This window comes from Mangrovicoccus ximenensis, assembly GCF_003056725.1.
In the GTDB taxonomy this organism is placed as follows: Bacteria; Pseudomonadota; Alphaproteobacteria; order Rhodobacterales; family Rhodobacteraceae; genus Mangrovicoccus; species Mangrovicoccus ximenensis.
The window spans coordinates 1-16,494 of record NZ_QBKZ01000007.1 but is presented as its reverse complement, the minus strand read 5'-3'; the positions used below and the strand labels follow the sequence as shown (position 1 = coordinate 16,494).

The 16,494-nt window shown below is 68.7% G+C and carries 14 protein-coding genes and 2 pseudogenes; 2 read left to right on the top strand and 14 right to left on the bottom strand.

What is annotated here, in order from left to right:
- Positions 1 to 1,289 (bottom strand): 4-hydroxyphenylacetate 3-hydroxylase N-terminal domain-containing protein (locus C7T91_RS12870; protein WP_108259598.1); only part of this gene is annotated, 1,289 nt, incomplete at its 3' end.
- Between the two features lie 493 nt (positions 1,290 to 1,782).
- On the opposite strand from C7T91_RS12870, the gene C7T91_RS39470 reads away from it, so the two are divergent.
- Entirely contained in the window at positions 1,783 to 2,394 is a 612-nt protein-coding gene (locus tag C7T91_RS39470) for a GntR family transcriptional regulator (protein WP_108259597.1), read from the top strand.
- A 354-nt stretch (positions 2,395 to 2,748) separates the two neighbouring features.
- On the opposite strand, the gene C7T91_RS12860 is transcribed toward C7T91_RS39470, so the two are convergent.
- From C7T91_RS12860 to soxC, 9 genes and pseudogenes are all read right to left on the bottom strand, one after another.
- A complete protein-coding gene (locus C7T91_RS12860; protein ID WP_161555880.1) occupies positions 2,749 to 3,567 on the bottom strand; it encodes a class I SAM-dependent methyltransferase in 819 nt (272 codons plus the stop codon).
- Positions 3,568 to 3,924: 357 nt separating this feature from the next.
- Positions 3,925 to 4,692 carry an SDR family NAD(P)-dependent oxidoreductase gene (locus C7T91_RS12855; protein ID WP_108259595.1) on the bottom strand — a complete coding sequence of 256 codons (768 nt, stop codon included), beginning with the start codon at positions 4,690 to 4,692 and terminating at the stop codon, positions 3,925 to 3,927.
- Between the two features lie 69 nt (positions 4,693 to 4,761).
- Positions 4,762 to 5,136, bottom strand: a complete 375-nt coding sequence (locus tag C7T91_RS12850; RefSeq protein WP_108259594.1) for a DUF2255 family protein — start codon at positions 5,134 to 5,136, stop codon at positions 4,762 to 4,764.
- A gap of 103 nt (positions 5,137 to 5,239) precedes the next feature.
- On the bottom strand, positions 5,240 to 5,989 hold the full coding sequence (gene tenA / locus C7T91_RS12845) for a thiaminase II (protein ID WP_108259593.1): 750 nt from the start codon (positions 5,987 to 5,989) through the stop codon (positions 5,240 to 5,242).
- The gene (locus C7T91_RS12840) at positions 5,986 to 6,921 is read right to left on the bottom strand and encodes an ABC transporter substrate-binding protein (RefSeq protein WP_108259601.1); all 936 of its coding nucleotides are present in this window, start codon (positions 6,919 to 6,921) and stop codon (positions 5,986 to 5,988) included. The genes tenA and C7T91_RS12840 overlap by 4 nt, the downstream gene beginning before the upstream one ends.
- A 255-nt stretch (positions 6,922 to 7,176) precedes the next feature.
- Positions 7,177 to 7,506 (bottom strand): annotated as a pseudogene (locus C7T91_RS35605) (MBL fold metallo-hydrolase); the annotation flags it as partial.
- A gap of 174 nt (positions 7,507 to 7,680) precedes the next feature.
- Complete coding sequence (locus tag C7T91_RS12825; RefSeq protein ID WP_108259592.1) at positions 7,681 to 8,133, bottom strand: DsrE family protein; 453 nt, start codon at positions 8,131 to 8,133, stop codon at positions 7,681 to 7,683.
- A 61-nt stretch (positions 8,134 to 8,194) separates the two neighbouring features.
- Complete coding sequence (locus C7T91_RS12820; protein WP_108259591.1) at positions 8,195 to 9,265, bottom strand: c-type cytochrome; 1,071 nt, start codon at positions 9,263 to 9,265, stop codon at positions 8,195 to 8,197.
- Complete coding sequence (gene soxC / locus C7T91_RS12815) at positions 9,249 to 10,502, bottom strand: sulfite dehydrogenase (protein ID WP_108259599.1); 1,254 nt, start codon at positions 10,500 to 10,502, stop codon at positions 9,249 to 9,251. Before soxC ends, C7T91_RS12820 begins: the two co-directional genes overlap by 17 nt.
- Before the next feature lie 60 nt (positions 10,503 to 10,562).
- Between soxC and rpoN the strand changes: the two are divergent.
- Positions 10,563 to 11,591, top strand: a pseudogene (gene rpoN / locus C7T91_RS35600) (RNA polymerase factor sigma-54); the annotation flags it as partial.
- A gap of 55 nt (positions 11,592 to 11,646) precedes the next feature.
- Here rpoN and C7T91_RS12805 read toward each other — a convergent pair.
- The 4 genes from C7T91_RS12805 to C7T91_RS32545 all read right to left on the bottom strand — a co-directional run.
- Entirely contained in the window at positions 11,647 to 12,594 is a 948-nt protein-coding gene (locus C7T91_RS12805; RefSeq protein ID WP_236638210.1) for an AbrB family transcriptional regulator, read from the bottom strand.
- 12 nt (positions 12,595 to 12,606) lie between these two features.
- Positions 12,607 to 13,446, bottom strand: a complete 840-nt coding sequence (locus C7T91_RS12800) for an ABC transporter permease (protein WP_108259588.1) — start codon at positions 13,444 to 13,446, stop codon at positions 12,607 to 12,609.
- A 58-nt stretch (positions 13,447 to 13,504) separates the two neighbouring features.
- Positions 13,505 to 14,608 carry an ABC transporter substrate-binding protein gene (locus tag C7T91_RS12795; RefSeq protein ID WP_108259587.1) on the bottom strand — a complete coding sequence of 368 codons (1,104 nt, stop codon included), beginning with the start codon at positions 14,606 to 14,608 and terminating at the stop codon, positions 13,505 to 13,507.
- A 178-nt stretch (positions 14,609 to 14,786) separates the two neighbouring features.
- Positions 14,787 to 16,494, bottom strand: a 1,708-nt coding sequence (locus tag C7T91_RS32545) for a hypothetical protein (RefSeq protein ID WP_201742091.1), incomplete at its 5' end; no start/stop codon positions are given.

The following is a 16,494-nucleotide window of genomic DNA, read 5'->3' as shown; positions in this document are numbered from 1 at the left end:
GTGACGCCCTTGCCCGGCAGCAGCTCCTTCAGATGATGGCCGATATCGGGGTTCTCGAAGGAGGCCTTGCCGAAGCGCATGACCAGCCCCTGGCCGCACATTTCCTGCAGCACGTGGATGATGTGCGGATAGTTGCGGATCGCGTAGAGCCGCCCCGTGGTCAGCATCATCACGTCCGGGCACATCACGCCGCTTTCATTGACCTGCGCATTCGCCTCGGCGGCCAGCACGAAAGCCTCGAGCGTGCGGTTGTACTCGATGATCTCCGCCAGCATCGAGCGCACCGCCGGGATGCCGCCGGTGCCGAGCATGTCGACCACCATCTGCGCGCAGCCGACGAAGATCTCGGATTTCACCTTCAGGCGGGTCAGCACGTGGTAGTGCGCGAAGATCGTCGCCTTGCCGGAGATCTCCAGCACATGCTCGTTGCCCAGGTTGAAGATCCGGTTCTTCGGCACCCAGACGCGGTCGAAGATCACCAGCTGGTCGGCCTCCTCGCCGCGATGGGTCAGCGGATGGTCGAACGGGTCGGCGCCGGGCTCGGAGAGCATCTCGCGGCTGACGAGCTTGATGCCGTCGGAATTGATCGGCACCGCGCCCCAGATCGCGGCCTCCTTCGGCGTGCCCGGATAGGCGAGGTTGGAAAAGAAGATCTCGTTGGTCTGGGCGGCGATCGAGCCCACGGATTTCGCGCCCGAGATGCGGACCCCGTCCTTCTCGACCTCGACCACGCGCAGGAGCGACGCCGCCTGCGCCATCGGCGAGGAGCGGTCGTTCTGCGGGCCGGTCAGGCTCTCGGCGCAGGTGATCGAGTTCATCCGGCCGTAGTCGACGTAACGCTGCACGTTCTCGGCGAAATCGGGCTGGCACTCGCCAAAGGCCGACTTGAAGTCCTTGAAGAGATGCAGATGCGCCAGGATGCCCACGGCCAGCGTCGGGCCGAGGTCGATCGGGCGGCCGAAGGTGCCCACCGTCTTGCGCGAGGTGTATTCCATCATCTTGCGGCGGCCGACGAGGTCCTCGATGGTCTCGGGCACCTGCCAGGAGCGGCCGGTCACGAGGCCCGACTTGCGGTCGAGCACGGTGGTCGCCTCGGCGAATTCCTCGCTGAACTGGTCGTCGAACATCGAGGCCATCATGTCGACCCCGGCTTCCAGCGCGGGTTCGTCCGTCACCTTGTCCAGCTTGCGGCCGTTCACCCAGAGCTTGCGGCCGTCATCGAGCGATGCCTTGAACTCGGCCCCGGTCTTCAGCGCATGGGCCGGCATGGTCTTCGTCATCTGGTTCATTCGGTTTCCCTGTCGTTCTTCTTGGGCGATCGCCGCCGGATCCGGTCGAACCCTGTGGTTCGGTTCTCAACCAAGATGCCGTTCCGGAGGGTTGGTCAGTCAACCAAGGCGCCGCGATATGGGAAAAGATAGGCATCAGATTGATTTTCAAAAAAGTGGAAGTTTTGGCCCGTTTCGGCCTGAACCCCTCCCATTCCGGCCGAAATCTTCAACAACCACGCCAACCGACACTGATTTATTTGAAAAAACTGCATACCGAAGATGCTTGTTTTTTGACGTGCCACTCCTGCAGAGTCGGCAATTTACCATGATCCAAATCAATCAACCAACACTCAACCAAAGCAATTTTAAGCTTTTTGGTTGATTCTGGTTCTCCGTTGGTCGTAGTGGTTCAGAAACACACGGCAGTTTCGGTTGTTGCCATCCGCCGCATCCGGTTCATTCTTCCCCGGAAGAGGACGGCCACACAGCCACACGAGGGAGGACACACCGCATGGAAGACGCGAGCCCGCCGGAAAACCGCGGCGACAGCCTGGCAGCGCAGATCCGCAGCCTGTCGCAGGAGGGGCCGCTGCCGCCGGAACGCCAGCTTGCCGAACAGCTCGGCGTGAACCGCTATGTCCTGCGCAAGGCGCTGCGCGACCTGCGCGCGGGCCGCGAAATCCCCTCGAGCCGCCCGCGCAATGCCGGGCGCGGACGCAGCGGACTGGATGCTGCCGTCGAAGCCCGCCCCGCCCTGCACGAGCAGCCGCTCCGACCAGAGGGCGGGCAGGAACAGTTCGACGTCATAGAACGGCGCGCGCGTCCCGTTGACGGCACAGCCTTCGGCACCGGGCACCCCGACCCAGTCAGCGGCGGCGACCGCAACGCCGGAATGGCTGGTTCCGGCCAATGCGGCGCAGGCCTCCCGGTCCATGGCGGAGGCCGAGGCGGGCAGCAACGGCACGGCGGCGCCCAGGATGAACGGGATCGGGCATATCAGATCGGACAAACGCATGGCTCACTCCAGTCCAGCAATTCGGCTTTGGCCAAGCGGGCCCCGGTTTGCGCAGCCTTGAAAGGAATTCCGGTTGCTTCACGGATAAAAAGAATAAGAATCACATGAATTGCACGGTAAATGGGCGAGGCGGACTGGAGCGCGCATTTCGCGGGACAGGCGCAATGGACCGGCTCTCCGGTCTCCCTCCGGCCGGTCGTGGTGCCGCAGCGGGGGCGTCCGGACTGCAGGTGCATGTCCCTGGAGATGCTCCGCCGGATGTCGCGCAATGCCCGCGCCCGTCCGGGCCGGTGCCTGCCGGTCTCCGCCGCCGGAGATCCGGCTCCGGACGGCGCCGATATTCAGGACGGCCCGGCCGGGGCGGTGCGGCAAGTGCGTTTCCCGCTGCTGCAGCCGGACGCGCAAGGCCTGCGTCGGACTCGTTGCGGTCGCTGTGCTTTCCGGGCTGCCGCGCCGGGCGGCTCAGGCGGCCAGGGCGGAAATCACGGCGACGGAGACGGGCACGGCATAGCGCGTCCCGTCGGCATGGGTCCCGCTCACGGTCCGTTCGATCGCGGCGGCCATCCTCCCGACGGTTTCCGCGCTCTGGCTCCTGATCGGCATTCCGGCCCCTACGGTCGCCGTGAGGAAGATGTCGAAGAGCTCGGCCGGCCGGTCCGGCGTCCAGGCCGCCCCGGTCGCGCAGTGGTTCTGCATCACCAGTCCGGCCCCGGCCAGCAGGTCCCGCGCCTGCACCGGATCGGCGAAGGCGAAGAGGTCGGGCTGCGCGGGCGCGGCGGAGAAATCTGCGTTGGCCCTGAGCGCGCCGAAGACGGCGGCGAAGGCCGGAGACGCGGCGGGGTCCATCCAAGCCGCCATCGCGAAGGTGCCTCCGCACCGGAGCACGCGCCGGATTTCTGCCAGGGCTCCGGGTTGGTCAGCGATGTGCATCATCCCGAAATTGCACAGGACCTTGTCGAACTGCGCGTCCCCGAAGGGCATTGCCGCCGCATCGCCCTCGACGATCTCGGCACCGGGCGCCGCTGCCCGCGCCCTGGCGGCGATCTGCGGCGAGAAATCCAGCCCGGCCGCGTTGGCGCCGAAGGCTGCCGCTTCTGCCGCCAGCGTCCCCTGTCCGCAGCACAGGTCCAGGACATCGTCGCCGGTGGCTACCCGCTCCGCAACGATGTCGCGTCCGTCGCGGTCGGTGATCGGAGCGAAATGCCGGAGATAGGCATCGACGATATCTCGGTCCGACCGGCCGTCATGGTCGCGGGCGCCGAATTCGGTGAAACCTGCCATGGCGGAACGTTCCTCCGGAAACCTGATGCAATGTCGCATGGGGCGGGCCGTCTCCGAAGCCGGCGGTGACGGCAGTTCCCGGTCCGGGACGGCGCCGGCCGCCACGGCCTGAGGCATCGGCGGGACCGGCGCCAGCTGTCCGGTGCCGTTCAGGTTCAAGCCGGTCCGGAGGCGGGCCAGGGGCAGCACGGGATTTCCCCGCGCAGGGGGCTCGCTGGTCCAGTGCGGACCAACCGTCCCGGCGGCCTCCCGCGCAGCGCATGGGCGGAGCGCTGGCCCGACTCGGCCACCGCCGGAGCATCGTCCGGAGGGCAGCCGGGCCGGGCCGTCCTGCCGTTCAGAGGGCAGGAGGCTGGATCACAGGAACTGGCCGTTATCGACCTGGATCACCTGGCCGGTCACCGCGCGGCCCATGTCGGAGGCGAGATAGAGCGCCGCATAGGCCTGGTCGATCGGCTCGGTCGAGGGCACCGTCGTGTTGGTGTACTTGTCCGAGAATTCCAGCATCTCGCCGCCGCCTTCCTGCTCGCCCGCCGCCCAGGCCCGTGCGGCGTCGGTGTCGGTGACGCCCGGAGCGATCGCGTTGCAGCGGATCTTCGTCCCCGAGAGCCGGATCGCGATGTTCAGCGTCATGGTGTTGATGCCGCCTTTCGTGGTCGTGTAGGCGACGCCGCAGATCGGCTTGGTGCCGTTGACCGAGGAGACGTTGATGATCCGGCCCTCGTTCCTCGGCATCATGTGGTTGATCGCCTCGCGGCAGTAGCGGAACGGCCCGGCGAGGTTGATCTGCATGATCTCGTCGAAATGCTCGTTCGTGGTCTTCTCGACCGCGTACATCTCGCCGACGCCGGCGTTGTTGACCATGATGTCGACCTGGCCGAAGGCGGCGATGGCCTCCTTGAAGACCCGCGGCGGCGCCTCCGGATCGGCGCTGTCGGCGACCACGCCGATCGCCTTGCCGCCCTTCGCCCTGATCGCCTCGACCTCCTTGTCGAGCGCGTCCTTGCCGCGCGCGGTCAGCACCACATTGGCGCCTTCCTCGGCAAAGAGTTCGGCGATGGCCTGGCCGATGCCCTTGCTGGCACCGGTGATGACGGCAGTCTTGCCTTCGAGAAGCTTGCGCATCTTGGTCTTCCTCTTCTGTCTTTCCTGCCCGGACCTTGCAGGGCCGGGGCCGTTCCGCCGCGCCGCGTCTCAGGCGGCGCGCGGCAGGATGCGGATGCCGGCCTGGCGGCAGCGCTCCGAGATCATCGGCGCGAGATAGCCGCTCTTGCGGTACTTTTCGCGGTAGGCCGCGTCGATGAGGTCGGCGAGCGCCGGATCGGCGGCTTCGAAGGCCACCTCGAAGGAGGTGCCCTCGACCACGATCTTCCCGGCCTTCTGTGCCAGCGCGGCCCGGTGCCAGCTCGAACGCGCCCCGCTGTAGGGGCGTACATAGACGGCGCCGTCGAGCACCACCGACCAGATGAAGGTCGGGGTGCCGCAGGTGGTGCCGTCGGCGCGGAACGGGGCGATCCTCAGCCCGTCCGCCGCCGCGATCTGCGCGAGCGTTCCTTCGCTCCAGTCCATCGGCTGTCTCCTTCCTGCCGGACGCCCCCGCAGGGGCGCCGCGTGTCTGCACGAGATCTAGCCGTTCCGCGGAGCCGGAGTAGCCCGGCTGGGTCTCTGGCGGTCATGAGCGGCCTTCATCAGTGCGGCCGTCCTGCATCATTCCGCGGGCTGCACCGCGCCGCCGGAGCGGCGGTCGGCCCAGAGCACCGCGAGGCCAAGGAGCGCGATCAGCGCTGCCACGGCCGGCACTGCGGCATAGCCGAAGCCCGCGCCGAGCACCGCGGAAGGCCGGCCCCATCCGGCGCTCCAGCGCCGCGTCGATCGTGGCGCCCGCGTTGCGGCAGACCTCCTGGTACTCTTCCCCGGCATAGGCGGCGATCCAGGCGGCATAGGGCGTGTCCCCGGCCTCGGCCCCGAGCCGCGCGCCGATCTCGCCATAGCCCAGCACGCAGGGCGCCAGCGCCGCCAGCAGGTCGCACAGATCCCCCGCGACGCCCGCATCCATCACGTAGCGCGTATAGGCCAGGTTGGCCGCGCTCTCGGGCGCCGAGAAAAGCTGCGCCTCGGAAATCCCCAGTTCCGCGCAGGTCCGCACATGCAGCGACATCTCCATGTTGACCAGCGCGTCGACCGTCGCGGCGGCGGTCTTCATCTCCTCCATGGTCTCGGACTTGACCACGGCCAGTGCCCAGGCACGGGCGAAATGCACGAGGAACACGTAGTCCTGCACCAGGTAGTGGTGGAACGCCGCCTCGGGCAGCGTTCCGTCCTTCAGCCCCTCGACGAAGGGATGGCGCACATAGGCGTCCCAGTCCGTCCCGCAGGCGTCCCGCCAGGCGGAGAAGGCGCGGCCGTAATCCGGTCCCGTCATTCCGCCCCCAGATCGATCGCGATGTCGCTCACCGGCTTCGCTTCGGCGATCAGCCCGGCCTCGTGCAGGAAGGCCTCGAACCGCTTGTAGCGCCCGGCATCGAGCCCGGCCGGCGTCACCGAGAAGCGCGGCCAGGTATCCGCCCAGGCCTTCTCGTTCAGCTCGTCCTGCAGCTCCTTCGCAGTGCCCGAGAACAGCTTCCAGCCATCTTCGGGGTGGTTGACGATGAACTGCGCGGCCTTTTCCGTGGCGCCGAGGAAGCGCTGGATCATCCCGGCGTCCATCGTCTCGGGATTTGCCACGTAGATCAGCTCGTCATAGGTCGGCAGGCCCTCTTCCTCGACATAGAAGCAGCGGCCGTCGGCGCCCTCGATCTCCATCTGGTTCAGTTCGAAATTGCGGTAGGCACCGATCACGGCATCGACCTGGCCCGCCATCAGCGCGGGCGAGAGCGACCAGTTCACGTTGACCAGCTCGACATCGCCGAGGCCCAGCCCGGCTTGCCCGAGGATCTGCCCCAGCACCGCCTCCTCGACGCCCGCGACCGAGAAGCCGATCTTCTTCCCCTTCAGGTCGGCGATCTCCTGCACCGGTCCGTCCTGCATCACCAGCAGGCAGTTCAGCGGCGTGGCGATCAGCGTGCCGACACGCTTCAGCGGCATGCCCTCGGCGACCTGCAGATGCAGCTGCGGCTGGTAGGCGACGGCCAGATCGGCGCGGCCGGCCGCGACCATCTTCGGCGGGTCCGACGGATCGGCGGGGGCGATGATCTCGACATCGAGCCCGGCCTCGGCGAAATAGCCCAGCTCCTCGGCGACGAGGATCGGGCCGTGGTCCGGATTCACGAACCAGTCGAGCATCAGCGTCATCTGGTCATTGGCCAGGGCAGGGGCGGCCGCCAGCAGGGCGGCGGTGGTCAGAAGATGTTTCATGCGGTCTCCTCCGGGAGGCGCCAAAGCGCGTGGAAATGGTGGGTGGGGCCGTGGCCATGGCCGACGGACAGCTGGCCGGCGGCGGCGATGGCGCCCGCGACATAGGCTTTCGCGGCGGCGAAGGCGTCCTCGTCGGAGGCGCCCCCGGCCAGTTCGGCGGCCAGGCTCGACCAGATCGCCCAGCAGGTCGAGCCGCCGCTTCGCCCCGGCCGCAAAGGCCGCGCGGGCCGCGCCGATCGTCTCCGCCGTGGCCGGATCGCGCCAGTACTCCGCCTCGGGTCCGCCGATCAGATGGCGCGCCTGCGGAAACATCGGCTCGTCGAAATCGTCGAGAACGCCCCAGAGATGGTCGGGATGGCCGTGGGTGAAGAGCACATGGGTGACGTCTCCGGGCGCCACGCCGGCGGCGGCCAGCGCATCGGCGAGATCGCCCGCGCCCGGCTGGAAATCCGGGCCTGCCCCGACGTCGAAGAGCACGGTGTTGGTGCCGTCGCGCAGGAGCGTGACGTTGCAGGGCGCGACCAGCGGCCCGGCGGGATCGAGGCCATGGGCGGCGAGGATGGCGCTGCGCTCCGCCTCGGGCATGTCGCCGAAGATGAAGGCGGGGGGCAGCTCCAGATGCCCGTCCGACAGCGACAGGATCTGCCGGCCCTGGCCCAGGTCGATCTCGGTTCCCGCCCAGATCCGCCGCGGCAGGGCGAGGGCGGAGGCGGCGGCGAGGAAACGGCGGCGTGTCAGGATCATGGCAGGCTCCGGGGCTCAGGGCCGGACGATGGTCCAGCCGGCTTCGTCGAGGGTGATCAGCTCGACCACGCCGGCCTCGACCCTCTCGGCCATCGGCAGGATCGGGATTTCGGCGCCCTCGATCCGTTCCAGCGTGTCGATCGTGTTCTGGCAGGCGATGAAGGCGACGTTCGGCATCGACTGCTCGAAGGCTTTCAGCCGCTCCAGCACCGGCGAGCGGTCTTCGCGCAGCATGTCGATCCCGCCGCCGAAGACGACGATGCGGATTTCCACCTCCTCGGCATTGCCGCTGTAGTAGCGCGAGACATTGGCGGCGACGTTCAGCACCTCCTGCATTTCCGCCTCGCCGCCGTCGCTGAGCTGCAGCGCCAGATGGTGCAGCCAGCCGTCTTCGGCCCAGGCCGCCGCGGGGGCGGCGAGGGCCAGGGCCAGCGCCGCAGGGCGCGCCCATCCCATGATCAGTCCCATTCCGGTTCCTCCCGTTTGCCGGGGGCGCCGGACGGCCCGGGAATGGACGCGGCGCCCGGGGTCATTCTGGCGCGAAGCCTGCAAGATAGGCAATCACCGCCTCGATCTCCTCCTGCTTGCGCAGCCCCGCGAAGCTCATCTTGGTGCCCTGCACCACGTCCTTCGGCTTCGACAGGAACGCGGCCAGCAGATCGTGGTCCCAAGCCTTCCCTTCGGCGCCGAGCGCTTCCATGCCGGAGGAATACCGGAAATCCGCGACCGAGGCGACCGGACGGCCGAGAATGCCGTTCAGTTCGGGTCCGGTGGCGTTCTTCGCGCCGTCGCCGACCTTGTGGCAGGCCTGGCATTTCCGGAACACCTTGCCGCCTGCCTCGGCCAGAGCCGGATCGATCGCGGCGATCTCGACCGTTTCCGCCGGGGCCTCCGCTTCGGAGGTCTCCGCCGCCGGGGGCTCCGTTCCGGCGGCGGTGAGATGCAGGTCGGGCAGCGTTCCCGCAGGGCGGCCGTCCGGATCCTCGGGCGTGACGTTCAGCTTGACCGCGCGCTTGGTGATCTCGGCACTTTCCGCGCAGTCCGCCATGCAGGGCTCGGTCCGGAATTTCGGATACTCGATCCCGGGCCGGTCGTCGGGATAGAAGCCCTCCGCATTCGGCATGACGATGCCGGCGAAGTTCTCCTTCGACAGGACGAAGTCGTCCTCCACGATCCCGTTCGAATAGAGCAGGAATGCGCTGATCGCGTAGACATCGTCCGCGCTGAGCGTCTGCGCCATGCCGAAGGGCATGGAACGGTGGACATAGTCCCAGACCGTCGAGAGATAGGGCCAGTAGCTGCCGATGGTCTTGACCGGCCGGCGGTCCTGCAGGCTTCCGGCGCCGCCCGCCAGCACCGGCCAGTTGTCCAGCCCTTCGGCGAAATCGCCGTGGCACATGGCGCAGGCCTCGGCGAAGACCTCGTCTCCGGTCCAGACATCGCCCGATCCTTCGGGCAGGCCGGTGCCGTCCGGCAGCACGGTCATGTCCCAGGCGGCGATTTCCTCGGGCAGCGCCGGGCGGCCGAGACCCAGCGGCTCCGCGGCGGCCGGTCCGGCCAGGATCAGCGCGGCAAGCGCGGCTTCAACCCACTTCGACATTCTCGACCTCCCCGCTCGCGCGCACCCACCAGGTCTGGATGCCGTTGTTGTGGTAGACATTGTTCAGCCCGCGGATCTCGCGCAGCGCGTCCTTGGTCGGCTGGACATAGCCGGTCTCGTCCATGGCGCGCGACTGCAGGATCATCTCGGAGCCGTCCCACTGGATGGGCAGGCGGAAGCGGGTCAGCGCCTTCGGCTGCGGCGTGCCCTCGATTTCGGCCTCCTGCCAGTTCTTTCCGCCGTCGAGCGAGACATCGACCCGGGAGATCCGGCCGTTGCCGGACCAGGCGAGGCCTGTGATCACAAGCGGTCCCCGCCCGTGATAGATCGGCGCCTGCGGCGAGGGCGATGTGATCACGGATTTCGCGTCCATCACCCAGGTCCATTTCCGCGCCCGGCCGTCCGGCATCAGGTCGGTGTATTTCGAGGTCTCCTCGCGGCCCTCGACCGCCTGGTCGTAGACCGAGATGCGGCGCAGCCACTTGACCCAGAGATTGCCCTCCCAGCCCGGCACGACGGCGCGGACCGGATAGCCGTGTTCCTTCCTCAGCGCCTCGCCATTGGCGTAGAAGGCGATCAGCACGTCGTCCATCGCCTTTTCCAAGGGGATCGAGCGGCCGTTCGACGAGGCATCGGCGCCCTCGAAATAGATCCACTTGCCCTCGGGCTTCACCCCGGCCTCGGCCAGGAGCGCCGAGAGCGGCACGCCGACATATTCCATGTTGTGGATCATGCCTTGCGTGAACTGGCAGCCCTCGAGCTGCGCGCCGCCCCATTCCATGCCGCCATTGGCGGCGCATTCCAGGAAGGCGACGCGGCTCTGGCGCGGAAAACGGGTCAGATCCTCGTAAGTGAAGACCAGCGGCCGGTCGACCAGCCCGGTGATCATCAGCCGGTAGTCGCTCTTGCTGAGTTCGATCGCGCCGGAATGGTGCCGCTCGAAGGCGCAGCCCGCGGGGGTGATGGTGCCTTCGAGCGCGTGGATCGGCGTGAAGTTGATCGAGGAGACCGGGCTTTCGGTCAGCCATTCGACGTTGCGGCGCACCACGTGATCCTCGAAACGGATCGGCATCCCGTAGGGCGCGGCATCGACCGGATCGCCGAACTCGCTGGCCCAGGGCTGGACTTCGGTGATCAGCGGGTCGGGGCCTGCCGCGCGCGCGGTGCCCGCGGCCAGTGCCGCGCCCGAGGCGGCGGCGGGCCGCCGGGCGGCAGCGGAGCGGCCGGCAGCGCTCAGGACATCGTCAGCCTGATCGAGGCCACCCAGCAGGCAGCGGTCACGCTGCGCGACCACCTCATGGCGCAGATCGGGCTGACCTTCCGCTGCGCCACCGACCGGCGCATCGCCTGCGAGCTGGCCGAACGCATCGATCCCGACGGCTACCTGCGCGCCAATCTCTCGATCCTGTCGCGGATCCTCGGCGTCGGCACCGACCGGATCGAAGCCGTCCTCGACCGGATCCAGGGCTTCGATCCCGCGGGCGTCGGCGCCCGCTCGCTGGCCGAGTGCCTGCGGCTCCAGCTGGCGGACCGCGGCCAGCTCAGCCCCCGGATGGCCCTGCTTCTCGAGCATGTCGACCTTCTGGCGAAACATGATTTCGACCGGCTGGCCGCCATTCTCGGAACCGGTCGCGACGATGTCCTGCGCCGGATCCGCCTGCTGCGCGGCCTCGACCCGAAACCCGGCCGCCGCTTCGACGCCGAGCCGGTCCTGCCGGGGCTTCCCGACATCACCGCCGAGATCGCGCCCGGCGGCCATGTCGTCGTCGAGCTGAACCCCGCCATGCTGCCCAGCGTGCTGGTAAACCGCGACTACTACAGCGAATTGCGCGCGCGGACCCGCGACGCCGACGGCATCCGCTTCGTGACGGATTGCATGACCAACGCCAACTGGCTGGTGCGCAATCTCCACCAGCGCGCCCAGACCATTCTCGGCGTGGCGACCGAGATTGCCCGACGCCAGGAGGATTTCCTCAGATCCGGCCCGCGCCACCTGAAGCCGCTCGGCCTCCAGGACATCGCCGCCGCCACCGGCATGCACAAATCCACTGTCTGCCGGACCATCGCCAACAAGAGCATGCTGACCCCGCATGGCCTGTTCGCGCTGAAATACTTCTTCTCGAACCCGATCGGCGCGACCGGCGGCAGCGAAGAGCAGTCCGCAGAAACCGTGCGCCACAAGCTGCGCAAGCTGGTCGATGCCGAACTGCCCTCGGCCGTGCTGTCGGACGATGCGCTGGCGGCCGCGCTGCAGCGCGACGGCATCGACATCGCCCGCCGCACCGTCGCCAAGTACCGCGGCATGCTGCGCATCCCCTCGTCCGTCCAGCGCCGCCGCCAGAAGCGCGTGCCCCGGACGGAAGGCCCGGAGCCGCGCCCGCCTAGCGCGGCATGGCGCGGCGCTCGGCGAGCTGGACGAGACCCCGCGCAACGAAGGGGCCGAGGCCCGCCACCGCGAAGAGCCGCAAGGTCTGCAGCATCATCACGAAGGTCACGTCGGCCTGGGCATTGACCGCGATCAGCGCGATCGAGTCGATGCTGCCCGGCACCGTCGCCAGCAATGCGCTCATCAGGTCGACGCCCGCGACCAGCGACAGGATCCCCCCCGAGACCGCGCAGAGCACCATCAGCAGGAGCGACGCCGCGATCAGCGCGGGCATCGCCCGCAGCCCGGTACGCACCAGCTCGGGCGTGACCCGCAGGCCGATCTGCGCGCCAAGCGCCAGGAAGGCCAGCGCGATCAGCAGGGGCGGCAGGGCGACATTGATCCCGGCCATGCCCAATCCGGCCGCAAGGCACATCGGCACCAGGGAAGCCCCGGCCGGGAACCAGCGAAGGTGCCGTGCCGCCGCCACGCCCGCAAGGCAGGTGCCGAGCGCGGTCAAGGTCGAAGCCGTGTCAGGCGAGGGGCCGGCCGAGACCGGCATCGCCGCCGCGCCCGAGAGGAACATCGCCGCCACCACCATGGTGGCGATCACCACCATCAGCCGCACCACCTGGATCAGCGCGACCAGGCGGCTGTCGAGCCCGCGCTCATGCGCGATCGCGATCACCGTGCCGGCCATGCCCGGCAGGAAGCCCCAGATCGCCTCCTCGCGGTCGATCGAGGTCCAGCGGCCGCAGGCCAGCCCGACCGCGCATGCGGCCGCGAAAGTCAGCACCACGAAGGCCAGCACCACCGGCAGGTTGCGCCCGAGCTCCGACAGGACCGCCGCGTCGAGATGCGAGGCGATCAGGCAGCCGAGCACGCCCTGGCCCAGCTGATGGGCGAGTTTCGGCACCCGGATCGGGCTGCCGCGCTCGCCGCGCTTGGGCGGCGGCGCGGGCAAGCGGCAGATCGGTCATTTGCGGCCTCCTTCGAGCGCGCTGCGCAGCGCCGGGTGGCGCGTCGCCGCGAAGATCAGCAGCCCGACCGCCGTCAGCAGCGTCACCGACAGCGCGGTCGCCACGCCCCAGTTCAGCGTGCTCGTGATCTGGACCGAGATGTATTCGGCGATCATCAGCACCCGTCCCGCGCCGAGCAGCGCCGGCGTGACCAGGAAGCCGAAGGAAAAGATCGTCACGAACAGCGCGGCGATCATCAGCCCCGGCACCGAAAGCGGCAGCCAGACCCGCCAGAACACCGCCATCCTGCGCGCCCCGAGCGAGCGGGCGGCGCGGATCACGCTGCGGTCGATGTCCGAGAGGTTGGCATAGAGCAGCAGGATGGCGAAGGGCATCATGTAATGGACCATGCCGACGACCACGCCGAGCTGGTTGTAGATCAGCGACAGCGGCTCCTCGATCAGTCCCAGCGACTCGAGGCCCGAATTCACCACGCCGCGGCGGCGCAGGATGGTGATCCAGGCAAAGGCCCGCACCAGGACCGAGATCCAGAACGGCACCAGCACGAGGAACAGCGCCAGGCCGCGCCGCCGCGGAGGCATCTGCACCAGCGCCAGCGCCACCGCATAGGCGCCCGCCACGGTCAGCAGCGTCGTCGGCACGGTCACCTCGATTGTGGTCCACAGCACGCGGCGGATGGCCGGGTTGGTGGCCATCTCGGCATAGTTGCCGAGGCCCGGTTCCGGCTCGGTGAAGCTCAGCGCCAGCACCTGCAGGATCGGATAGACATAGAAGGCCAGCATCAGCGCGCCCGCAGGCAGCGTCAGCGCCAGGGCCCATTTTCTGAAATTCGACATGGCAACAGGACCGCCCGCGCATCGCGGGGGCTGCCCGGCGGGCGGTCCTCCTCCTGGATCAGCGGGAGATGAAATCGAGGAAGCGGTTCTGCACCTCCGCGTCATGCTCGGCGTAATAGGCGGCCGAGACATGCAGCACGTCCTTCAGGTTCTCCGGCGCGAGCGCGTAGACGGCCTTGTCCTCCTCGGTCATCAGCCCGATCGCCGCCGGGTTGGTCGGGCCGTTGCCCATGGCGCGCAGCAGCGTCACTTGGCCTTCGGGCTGCAGCGAGGAATTGATGAAGTTGTAGACTTCCGCGCCGGCGGGGTTGCCCTTCGGCACCGACCAGGCCGAGGCGAAGATCAGCTGGTTCTGCCAGGTCCAGGTCAGGTCGGGATTCTCCATCCGCAGCAGGTTGGCGCGGGTGTGCCAGATATTGCCCATCACCACCTCGCCCTCGCGCAGCAGCTGCTGCGACTGGGCCCCGCTTTCCCAGAAGATGATGTCCTCGACATAGGGTTCGAGCAGCGCGAAGGCCCGGTCCACGTCCAGCGGGTACATGTCCTCGGGGCGCACGCCGTCGGCCATCAGCACCGCCTCGAGCTGGCCCTGGACCCATTTGCACATGGTCCGCTTGCCGGGGAACTTGTCGAAGTCGAAGAAATCCTTCCAGCCGGCCGGGGGCTCGCCGCCGGTGCGTGCCGCGTCATAGGCCAGCACGTTCGAGAAGATGTAGTTGGCGATGCCGTATTCCGCCGCCATGCCCTCGCCGACCAGCGAGGCGTCGACGATGCCGTAGTCGATCGGCTCGACATAGCCGCCCGCGCCGAGAACCGCCGCATCGGTCATGCCGCCGTCGGTCGCGTCCCAGATGACATTGCCGGCCTCGACCATGGCGCGCACCGCACCGGTCGAGGGGCCCGCGCCGTCGACCACGACCTCGATGCCGGTCTCTTCGGTGAAGGGAATGCCGTAGGCGTCGCGGAAGGCGTCGATCGCCGCGCCGCCCCAGTTGCAGACCACGATCTCGCCGACCTGGGCATGCGCCGCGCCGGGGCGCAGGACCGCGGTCAGGCCGACCGCCGAGAGCGCTGCGATGAAGTCGCGGCGGCTCAGCGCTCCGCTGCGCAGCTTGTGGCGGGCAATTTCGAAGGCATCCTGCTGGAATGTCTGGCGTTTCATGTGGGTTTCCCTGTCTGTGCACTCTTGCGGTGCTGTACTCGAACACGTGGCAGGCGGGCGGCCTGCGGCGGTCGCCCGTGCGGTTTTCGCTCCTCCCTGCGGTCCTGCGGCCGGGACGGGCGCGCGCGCCTCGCCCCGGGCAAGTCTCCTTCCCGCTGCGGTCTTGGCAGCGGGGACGTCATCTGCCTTGCGCGCCGCCCTCGAAGAGCGCGGCGATCGAGGGATTGGTCTGGCTGCCCGCCGAACTCGTGTTGGCGACCCGCACCAGCGACGGCTCCGGCAGCGCGTCAGGGTCGGCCGCGACCTCCACCGTGACCGGAACCGCCGCCGAGGCGATCCCCGAGGCCTCCTCGAGCGAGACGAAGAGCTGCGTCGAGGCGGCCGGATTGTCGGAGACGTTGTCATAGGTGAGGTGCTCGATCAGCGCCTCGACCGCGGCGCGCCCGGCCGCCGCTTCCAGCGCGATGACGAGGTCGCGCCCGCCCTGCCCGTCCGAGACCACCGTGCCGATTGCCGTGCCGCCGTAGCTGACGGCATTGCCGGACAGGCCGATCTGGCCCGGCCCGGTCCCGGCATCGAGCAGGCCGAGCACATGCTGGTCGCGTCCCTCGAGCGGGCCGCGGTAGCTTTGCACCTCGTCCTGGATCAGGTGGCCGAAGACCAGCCGCCCCCCGCCGAAGCTCGTGCTGTCGGCGTCCGACAGCGCCGCCGCCATGCCCGGATCGATCAGTTGCGGACCGTCATTCTCGGCGAAGGCGACCCGCTCCGGCAGGCCTTCGATCCGCGGCGCGAGCGCGGCGCCGTCAAGCGCGCCTTCCGGGCCGAACAGCCGCAGGTAGACGCCGGTGCCGCTGCCGTCGCTGCCCGCATCCGACTGGAACACCGCCGCCAGCAGCCCGCCGCCGAGCCAGGCAAGGTCGGGATTGGTCTGGTCGCCGCCCGTCCCGGCATTGATCTGGGTGACCGCGCCCGCGGCATAGCTGTCGGTCCCGGCATCATGGGCCACCTCGCGGAAGAAGGTGCCGTAGGTGTAGTTCGCCGCCGGGCTTTCGCCGTTCTGGTAGGAATAGTCGTGCCAGGCGATGGTGAAGCCCCCGGCCTCCCCGGCGATGATCGCCCGTCCCCGGTCGGTCGAATAGGCGTCGGCATTGATCGCGATCTCGCCCGAAGCGGCGGTGCCGTCGGCATTGAAGACCCGCGCCACAACCCCGTCGCCATCGCCGTCGCGGGTCCCGGACCACATCACCGCGAAGCGGCCGTCCGAGAGCACGGCGACCTCGGGCTCGTACTGGCCGCCCGACGTGGTGGCATTGACGCGGAAGGGCGCGGCCAGCTCGGTGCCGTCGGCATCGAGGATGCGCGCGAAAATGCCGTCATTGTCCCCTGCCCCCGCGCCGCGCCAGACCGCCACCGCGCCCGAGCCGAGCGCGGCCAGTTCCGGCGAATTCTGCTGGCCGGTATCGACCGTGCCCGAGAGCGGGAATTCCGGGGTGCGGACCGTGGTGCCGTCGGCTTCGTAGATCTTGGCGCGGACCTCGTAATAGCCCTGGTATTGCGGCGAGCCCTGGTAGTAGGTACCCCAGTCGTCATGCCAGGCGACCATGATCGCCCCGTCTGCCAGAACCGTCAGCGCGGGCTGGTTCTGGCCGTCGCGGGTCAGCTCGTTCACCTGGATCTCGGCCCCCAGCGGCACCAGCTCGGGGGAGAAGCGGGCCAGGAAGACGCCGGTGCCGGATCCGTCGCGGGCGTTGCCGTCGGCATAGGCCAGCACGAGGTTGCCGTCGCCGTCGAGCTTGACCTGGGGGTCGGACTGGCTGCCCGCGGCAATCTGGTTGAGCCGGACTTCCTGTCCCAGGCGCTGGCCGGCGGCGGTGAAGCGCTGCGCG

Coding starts and splice junctions, on each gene's coding strand:
- C7T91_RS39470 (WP_108259597.1), top strand. CDS start 1,783: ATGGAAGACGCGAGCCCGCCGGAAAACCGCGGCGACAGCCTGGCAGCG.
- C7T91_RS12850 (WP_108259594.1), bottom strand. CDS start 5,136: ATGGACTGGAGCGAAGGAACGCTCGCGCAGATCGCGGCGGCGGACGGG.
- C7T91_RS12855 (WP_108259595.1), bottom strand. CDS start 4,692: ATGCGCAAGCTTCTCGAAGGCAAGACTGCCGTCATCACCGGTGCCAGC.
- C7T91_RS12825 (WP_108259592.1), bottom strand. CDS start 8,133: ATGGGACTGATCATGGGATGGGCGCGCCCTGCGGCGCTGGCCCTGGCC.
- C7T91_RS12820 (WP_108259591.1), bottom strand. CDS start 9,265: ATGTCGAAGTGGGTTGAAGCCGCGCTTGCCGCGCTGATCCTGGCCGGA.
- C7T91_RS12860 (WP_161555880.1), bottom strand. CDS start 3,567: ATGGCAGGTTTCACCGAATTCGGCGCCCGCGACCATGACGGCCGGTCG.
- tenA (WP_108259593.1), bottom strand. CDS start 5,989: ATGACGGGACCGGATTACGGCCGCGCCTTCTCCGCCTGGCGGGACGCC.
- C7T91_RS12840 (WP_108259601.1), bottom strand. CDS start 6,921: ATGAAACATCTTCTGACCACCGCCGCCCTGCTGGCGGCCGCCCCTGCC.
- C7T91_RS12795 (WP_108259587.1), bottom strand. CDS start 14,608: ATGAAACGCCAGACATTCCAGCAGGATGCCTTCGAAATTGCCCGCCAC.
- C7T91_RS12800 (WP_108259588.1), bottom strand. CDS start 13,446: ATGTCGAATTTCAGAAAATGGGCCCTGGCGCTGACGCTGCCTGCGGGC.